This is a genomic window from Xinfangfangia pollutisoli (genome assembly GCF_020179405.1).
Taxonomy (GTDB): Bacteria; Pseudomonadota; Alphaproteobacteria; order Rhodobacterales; family Rhodobacteraceae; genus Pseudogemmobacter; species Pseudogemmobacter pollutisoli.
This window is the reverse complement of the sequence record NZ_JAICBZ010000125.1, coordinates 1-7,570: the sequence shown is the minus strand read 5'-3', so window position 1 is coordinate 7,570 and position 7,570 is coordinate 1. Positions and strand designations below refer to the sequence as shown.

General features: G+C 69.0%; 8 protein-coding genes. 5 read left to right on the top strand and 3 right to left on the bottom strand.

Annotation, left to right across the window (positions count from 1 at the left end):
• Positions 1 to 122: 122 nt before the first annotated feature.
• Entirely contained in the window at positions 123 to 821 is a 699-nt protein-coding gene (locus K1Y73_RS20675) for a DUF599 domain-containing protein (RefSeq protein ID WP_225030238.1), read from the bottom strand.
• Entirely contained in the window at positions 821 to 1,234 is a 414-nt protein-coding gene (locus K1Y73_RS20670) for a CopD family protein (protein ID WP_225030237.1), read from the bottom strand. The genes K1Y73_RS20675 and K1Y73_RS20670 overlap by 1 nt, the downstream gene beginning before the upstream one ends.
• 222 nt (positions 1,235 to 1,456) lie before the next feature.
• On the opposite strand from K1Y73_RS20670, the gene K1Y73_RS20665 reads away from it, so the two are divergent.
• From K1Y73_RS20665 to K1Y73_RS20645, 5 genes are all read left to right on the top strand, one after another.
• Positions 1,457 to 2,890 carry an FAD-linked oxidase C-terminal domain-containing protein gene (locus K1Y73_RS20665; RefSeq protein WP_225030236.1) on the top strand — a complete coding sequence of 478 codons (1,434 nt, stop codon included), beginning with the start codon at positions 1,457 to 1,459 and terminating at the stop codon, positions 2,888 to 2,890.
• A gap of 78 nt (positions 2,891 to 2,968) precedes the next feature.
• The gene (locus K1Y73_RS20660) at positions 2,969 to 4,063 is read left to right on the top strand and encodes an FAD-binding protein (protein WP_225030235.1); all 1,095 of its coding nucleotides are present in this window, start codon (positions 2,969 to 2,971) and stop codon (positions 4,061 to 4,063) included.
• The gene (glcF, locus tag K1Y73_RS20655; RefSeq protein ID WP_225030234.1) at positions 4,063 to 5,352 is read left to right on the top strand and encodes a glycolate oxidase subunit GlcF; all 1,290 of its coding nucleotides are present in this window, start codon (positions 4,063 to 4,065) and stop codon (positions 5,350 to 5,352) included. Before K1Y73_RS20660 ends, glcF begins: the two co-directional genes overlap by 1 nt.
• An 84-nt stretch (positions 5,353 to 5,436) precedes the next feature.
• Positions 5,437 to 6,276, top strand: a complete 840-nt coding sequence (locus K1Y73_RS20650; RefSeq protein ID WP_225030233.1) for a trypsin-like serine peptidase — start codon at positions 5,437 to 5,439, stop codon at positions 6,274 to 6,276.
• 189 nt (positions 6,277 to 6,465) lie between these two features.
• Positions 6,466 to 6,939: an Hsp20 family protein gene (locus tag K1Y73_RS20645; RefSeq protein WP_225030231.1), complete on the top strand. Its 474-nt coding sequence runs from the start codon at positions 6,466 to 6,468 to the stop codon at positions 6,937 to 6,939.
• Positions 6,940 to 7,009: 70 nt separating this feature from the next.
• Here K1Y73_RS20645 and K1Y73_RS20640 read toward each other — a convergent pair.
• The coding region (locus K1Y73_RS20640) for an anti-sigma factor family protein (protein WP_404819117.1) at positions 7,010 to 7,570 on the bottom strand (561 nt) is incomplete at its 5' end.

The following is a 7,570-nucleotide window of genomic DNA, read 5'->3' as shown; positions in this document are numbered from 1 at the left end:
CGCGGCGCGAAAGCGGTCTGAGTGGCGGTGGGATGGCCGGCCGCCGGGGGGCCAGCCCCCCGGACCCCCCGGGATATTTTTGCAGAGAGGAAGGCAATAGAGCGGGCGGCGGCAGAAGGGCGCTAGAGCCCGCCGTGAATGCGGATGATCTCGCGCGATTGCGACCAGAATTCGCGCCGCAGCACCACGCCCGTGGCAGCCAGCGTGGCCAGGACCAGCGCCAGCGGGCCGAACAGCCAGCCCAGGGATGCAAGGGCGAAATAGATCGCCCGCAGCCCGCGATTGTAGCTTTTCGCCGCGGTGCCATTGATCTTGGCCGCCTGTTCGGCGCGCGGATAGGCCTCGGGGTCGGCGGGGTCGTTCGGCACCGCCGCCATCAGGATCGCGCAATAGCCGAACAGCCGATGCGCCCAGATGAATTTCAGCAGCGCATTGGCCATGAAGGCGACCGGCAGCAGGATCTTCAGCGCCAGGTCGATCCGGTCGGCATCCAGCGGCAGATCGGCCGCCAGTTCGCGCATCGTCGCGGTATTGCCGATCAGCGCCGCGCCACCGCCGATCGCGATCATCGAGGCCGAGGCGAAGAAGGTCGTACCCTGGCGCAGCGATCCGATCAGCGACACGTCGAACAGCCGCGGCGTGCGGGTCACGAAGTGCCGCATCCAGTCGTGGCGGTAGCTTTCCATCAGCACCGTCACCGAGGGGCGCGACTTCGGCGGATGCTCGGACAGATACCCGGTCAGGACCCAGGCGAAAAGGATCGTCAGAAGCGCCAGAAGATCGGCGATGGGAACCTCGGCCATCCGCGCCAGAAAGCCCATCAGAACGGCTTGACCACGACGGCCCAGAGGATCGCCAGGGTGGCGATCACCGAGACCTCGTTGAAGATCCGCAGCCACAGATCGCTTTCGCGGAAGATGCCGCGGCGCGCGCGCGCGACCAGCCTTCCCGTCCAGACGAAATGCAGCGCCAGAAGGGTGACGAGAGTGATCTTCAGATGCAGCCAGGGCTGGAAGCCCCAGACCGACCAGGCAAGCCACAGCCCGGTGATCACCGCGATCACCGCAAGCCCCGCCGAGAAGCGGTAAAGCCGGAAGGTCAGATCGCCCAGGGGCCCCGGCCCGCCCAGCCGCGCCCATTCGCGCTTCCAGTAGATCAGCGCGCGGGGCACGGCGAAGACCGAGGTCATCCAGCCCATGACGCAGAGAAGATGAATGATCTTGACCCAGTCCATGGCGCAGAAATGCCATTGCTGCCCGGCCGGGTGCAAGCGGAAAGCCCCGGGATCTCTGCGCAGAGAAGTAGGCAGGATGGAAAAGGGCGGCATGGGCCTTCCTCTCTGCAAAAATATCCCCGCCGGAGGCCCCGGCCGGGCCCGGGCGCGGCGGCGCAAGTTGGGCGTTGCGATCCATGGGAATTGGTTATATTGTTTTACCAATTCAGCGGGGGGTCAGCCATGGACATGCCAGTGCCCGACGCGCGCATCCTGGCGCGCAAGGACCGGATCGTCGCGCGTCTGCGCGCGGTTCTGCCGGAAGATGCGGTGATCTCGGCCGAGGAAGAGACCCGCGCCTATGAATGCGATGCCTTGTCCGCCTATCGCTGCCTGCCTTTGGCGGTGGTCCTGCCGCGCTCGACCGCCGAAGTCGCGGCGGCGTTGAAGGTCTGTCATGACGAAGGCGTGCCGGTGGTGCCGCGCGGCTCGGGCACCTCGCTGGCCGGCGGCGCGATGCCGACCGAGGATTCGGTGGTGCTGGGCGTGGCGCGGATGAATGCGGTGGTGCAGACCGATTACGAGAACCGCTTCATCCAGGTACAGACCGGCCGCACCAACCTGTCGGTGACCGGCGCGGTCGAGGCCGAGGGGTTCTTCTACGCCCCCGATCCCTCCAGCCAGCTGGCCTGCGCGATTGCCGGCAATATCGCGATGAATTCGGGCGGGGCGCATTGCCTGAAATACGGGGTGACGACCAACAATCTTCTGGGCGTGACCTTGGTGAAAATGGATGGCGAAGTGGTCACGATCGGCGGGCCCTGGGGCGAGCCGGCGGGACTGGACCTGCTGGGCGTGATCTGCGGCAGCGAGGGGCAGTTGGGCGTGGTGACCGAGGCCTGGCTGCGGATCCTGCCCAAGCCCGAAGGCGCGCGGCCGGTGCTGATGGGCTTTGCCTCGAACGAGGTGGCCGGCGAATGCGTGGCCGATATCATCCGCGCGGGCATCCTGCCGGTCGCGATCGAATTCATGGACCGGCCCTGCATCCGCGCCTGCGAGGCCTTCGCCCATGCCGGCTACCCCGATTGCGAGGCGCTGCTGATCGTCGAGGTCGAGGGGTCGGAGGCCGAGATCGCCGAACAGCTGGCCGCGATCACCGCCATCGCGCGGCGCCACGCTCCGGTGGCGCTGGAAGAGGCGCAGGACGAGGCACATGCCAAGCGGATCTGGCTGGGGCGGAAATCGGCCTTCGGGGCGATGGGGCAGATCAACGATTACATGTGTCTGGACGGGACGATCCCGGTCTCGACCCTGCCCATGGTGCTGCGGCGGATCGGCGAGATTTCCCGCGAATTCGGGCTGGATGTCGGCAATGTCTTTCATGCCGGCGACGGCAACATGCATCCGTTGATCCTGTACAACGCCAATACGCCCGGCGATCTGGAACGCTGCGAGGCGATGGGGGCCGAGATCCTGAAGCTCTGTGTCGAGGTGGGCGGCTGCCTGACCGGCGAGCATGGGGTGGGGATCGAGAAGCGCGACCTGATGGCGGTGCAATATGCGCCCGCGGATCTTGAGGCGCAGATGCGGGTCAAGGATGTGTTCGATCCGGGCTGGCTGTTGAACCCGGCCAAGGTGTTTCCGCTGGCGGCCAGTGCCGGACGGCGGGCGGGGTAAGGGGCGGAGGGCCGCCGGGGGCGCTTCGCCCCCCGGACCCCCCGAGGATATTTTTCGACAGATGAAAGAGGGCAGGGCATGCGGCCTGCAAGCGAGACGGACCTTGTCGAACTGCTGCGCGGCGCCACGCAGCCCTTTGCCCTGCGCGGCGGCGGCACGCGCGGGGCGGTGCTGGCGGGTGCTGGGCTGGACTGCTCGGGGATCGTCGGGGTGCGGCTTTACGAGCCGGCGGCGCTGACGCTGGTCGTGGCGGCGGGCACGCCTTTGGCCGAGGTCGAGGCGGTTCTGGCCGCCGAGCGGCAGCGGCTGGGCTTTGAAGTGCCCGACCTGCGCGCCGTGCTGGGGCGGACCGGCGTGTCGACCATTGGCGGGGTCTTTGCCGAAAACGCCTCGGGCCCGCGGCGGCTGCAGCTGGGCGCCTGCCGGGATGCGGCGCTGGGCCTGCGTTTCGTCGATGGCACGGGCGCGGTGGTCAAGAATGGCGGGCGGGTGATGAAGAATGTCACCGGCTATGATCTGGTCAAGCTGATGGCGGGCAGCCGGGGCACGCTGGGCGTGGTGACCGAGATCGCCTTCAAGGTGCAGGCCCTGCCCGAGACCGAGGCGACGCTGGTCTCGGATCTGCCGGCGGCAGCGGGGCTGGCGGCGCTGCGCCGGGCGCTGGGCTCGCCCTATGACATTTCGGGCGCGGCCTATGCGGCGGGCCAGGCGCTGGTGCGGGTTGAAGGCATGGCGGGGTCGGTCGCCTATCGGGCGGCGCAGCTGCGCGCGCTGCTGGGCGGCGACTGGGCATTGGTCGAGGGCGCGGGCTCGGCCGCGATCTGGCGCGACATCCGCGATCTGGCGCCGCTGGTCGGGCGGGGCGAGGCCCTGTGGCGGATCGCCTGCGTGCCCTCCGAGGCGCTGGCGGTGCCCGCCGCGCTGGAGGCGGCGGGCGTGGCGCATGCGGCGGTTTTCGACTGGGGCGGCGGGCTTTTGTGGCTGACCTGTGCGGCGGGCCAGGGCGCGCGGATCCGCGCCGCGCTGGCCGGTCGCGGCGAGGCCGCCCGGCTGAAGGGCGCCGAGGATGCGCCGGCCTTTCCGCCCCCGGCGCCGGGCGTGGCCGCGCTGCAGGCGGGGCTGAAGGCCAGGTTCGACCCGAAAGGCCTGTTCAACCCCGGAGGCATGGTCTGATGCAGACGAATTTCACCCCCGAGCAGCTGCGCGATGCCGGCACGGCGCGGGCGAATGAGGTGCTGCGGACCTGCGTGCATTGCGGTTTCTGCACCGCGACCTGCCCGACCTATCAGGTCTTGGGCGACGAGTTGGACAGTCCGCGCGGCCGCATCTACCTGATCAAGGACATGCTGGAAAAGGGCCGGCCGGCCGACGCGAAGACCGTCAAGCATATCGACCGCTGCCTGTCCTGTCTGGCCTGCATGACCACCTGCCCCTCGGGCGTGCATTACATGCATCTGGTCGACCATGCGCGCGACTATATCGAAAAGACCTACAGGCGCCCGGTCATGGATCGCGCCCTGCGCGCGGTTCTGGCGCGGGTGATCCCCTATCCGAAGCGGTTCCGGCTGGCGCTGCTGGGGGCGAAACTTGCCCGGCCCTTTGCCTTCCTTCTGCCCGACAAGCGGCTGAAGGCCATGGTGGCGATGGCGCCGAAGGTGATCCCTCCGGTCAGCCGCAATGACGATGCGCAGGTCTTTCCGGCCACGGGCGACCGGCGGATGCGGGTCGCGCTGATGACCGGCTGCGCGCAGAAGGCGCTGAACACCGATATCAACGATGCGACGATCCGGCTGTTGCGCCGGCTGGGCTGCGAGGTGGTGGTGGCCAGGGGGGCGGGCTGTTGCGGGGCCTTGACCCATCACATGGGCAAGACCGACCTGTCGCATGCCAGTGCCGCCGCCAATATCCGGGCCTGGATGGCCGAGAAGGCGGAGGCGGGGCTGGATGCGATCGTGATCAACACCAGCGGGTGTGGCACGACGGTCAAGGATTACGGCCATATGTTCCGCACCGATCCGGCGCTGGCGCAGGACGCGGCCACCGTGGCCGGGATGGCCCGCGATATCAGCGAGCTTCTGGTGCAGATCGGCCTTCCCCAGGGCGCGCCCAAGGGGCTGCGGGTTGCCTATCACGCCGCCTGTTCGCTGCAGCATGGCCAGCAGGTGAAGACCGCGCCGAAGGATCTGCTGAAGAAGGCGGGCTTCGAGGTGGTGGAACCGGCCGACAGCCATCTCTGCTGCGGCTCGGCCGGCACGTACAACCTGATGCAGCCCGAAATCTCGGCCCAGCTGAAGGCGCGCAAGGTGGCGACGCTGGAGGCGAAGGCGCCGCAGGTGATCGCCGCGGGCAATATCGGCTGCATGATGCAGATCGGATCGGGCACCGCGGTGCCGGTCGTGCATACGGTGGAATTGCTGGATTGGGCGACCGGCGGGCCGAAGCCGCGGGCGCTGGCCGGATGAGCCGGGGCTTGCGGCGGGCCGCGTCTCGCCGCAAAACCGTCAGAATTCGCCCCTAGGGCTGATGCATCCCCTGCCGAGGCCCCGATGATCCGTCCCTTCCTTGTGCTTGTCGCCCTTGTTGCCCTGCCGTTGATGGCGCCGGCCCAGACCGGCGAGATCGCCGAGACCGGCTCGGGCGGGCTGGTGGCGATGCGCACCGGCGATGCGGTCAAGGGCTGGGAAAGCGTCGGCAAGCTGATTCTGGGCAAGCGCGGTTTCTGCACCGGGGCGCTGATCGCGCCCGACCGGGTGCTGACCGCGGCGCATTGCCTGTATGACAAGGAAACCGGCGCCCGCACGCCCGACAGCCTGATCACCTTCCAGGCCGGCTGGCGCGACGGGCGGGCCGAGGCCTATCGCGGCATCCGCCGCTCGGCCATTGATCCCGATTATGTCTATACCGGCGCCGACGAGATGGAGCGGGTCGCCCATGACGTGGCGGTGCTGGAACTGGATCAGCCGATCCTGCTGCCGCAGCTTGCGCCTTTCGGCACCGATATGCGGCCCGGCACGGGCGATGCCGTCTCGGTCGTGTCCTATGCGCAGGGCCGTGAAGAGACGCCCTCGATCGAGCAGGGCTGCGCGGTTCTGGCCGCCCGCGCCTCGGCGATGATCCTGAGCTGCGATATCGATTTCGGATCCTCGGGCGCGCCGGTCTTCACGGTGCAGGATGGCGTGGCGCGGGTCGTGTCGGTGATTTCGGCCAAGGCGGAATATGACGGGCGCAAGGTGGCGCTGGCCGTGCCGCTGGACCATCCGCTGGCCGTGGCCCTGGCCGAGCTGGAGCGGACCCCGGGCGGGCAGAAGTCGGTCTCGGGGGTGCGCGTGTTGAAGGGCGGCGACGCGGCCTCGTCCGGGGGCGGCGCCAAGTTCGTCACGCCCTGAGCCCGGGCATTGGACCCGGCCCGCGGCGGCGGTGACGCCCGCGCGATGGCCGGCCGCGCCCCCCTTGAAAGCCCGGGTCGGGCTTCCCAGATCATCCCTACCGGGTGCCAGCATGGGCCCGGTGAACCGGCCCGGCCCCCGCAAACGGGGCGGGCGTCACGACGCATCGCTTTGAAAAGGATGAAGAACATGCGCAGCTTTGATTTTGCTCCGCTCTACCGCGCCACCGTTGGCTTCGACCGTGTGGCCGATCTGATGGACCGGGTTCTGTCGGCCGATGTGGCCCAGCCCTCCTATCCGCCCTACAATATCGAGAAGACTGCCGAGAATGCCTATCGCATCTCGATCGCGGTGGCCGGCTTCACCCCTGACGAGCTGTCGGTCGAGGTGAAGGAAGGCGCGCTGACCGTCTCGGCCCGCAAGGCGCCGGAAGAAGGCGAACGCAGCTTCCTGCATCGCGGCATCGCGACCCGCGCCTTCGAGCGCCGCTTCGCGCTGGCCGATCATGTGAAGGTGACGGGCGCCGCCCATGAACATGGCATGCTGCATATCGACCTTGTGCGGGAAATTCCCGAGGCGATGAAGCCGCGCCGGATCGAGATCGCCAGTGCGGTTTCGGCGCCGGCCGCGGTGATCGAGAACAAGGCCGAAACGGTGAACTGATCCGGCACCCTTACCGGATCACAGAGGGCGCGCCAGGAAACTGGCGCGCCTTTTTCATGGGGCGCGCGGGTCACGCCTCGGTCAGGCCGTGATAGGCCGCCAGCGCCAGCCGGCGCAGCGTGTCGCGCGGCAGATCGCCCGCCAGCGCACAGGCCAGATCGCCCTCGACCCACCAGAAAGCCTGCGCGCCGCCTGCATCCCGCGCCTCGGCGAAGGCCAGGTCGGTTTCCGGCCCGCCGCGGCTGCGGGTGACATATAGCGCCAGCCGGCGGCCAAGATCGTCTTCATACATCAGTAACCCCGCCGGGGCGGCGTCGCCCGGCAGCAGCCGGCCACCGATCAGGCGGAACCCCTCGGCCCCCAGATCGGGCGGGCGGATCTTCGTGCCAAGCCGCTTCGACAGCCATTGCACCAGATGCGCCTCGTCATCGGCCGCAACTTCGACCGGGTGGCGTTCCTCGACCGCATAGGTCGCATAGCTGGCCAGCGCCGCCTGGGCGAGGCCGCGCGCGGCGGGGCGCGCCTGCTGCGCCAGGCCCCAGCCGCCGGCAAAGCCCAAGGCCAGCAGCGCCACGGCCGCCGCCGCGCGCCAGGGCAGGCGGCGGGGCAGGTGGCGGGGCGGGGGGGCAAG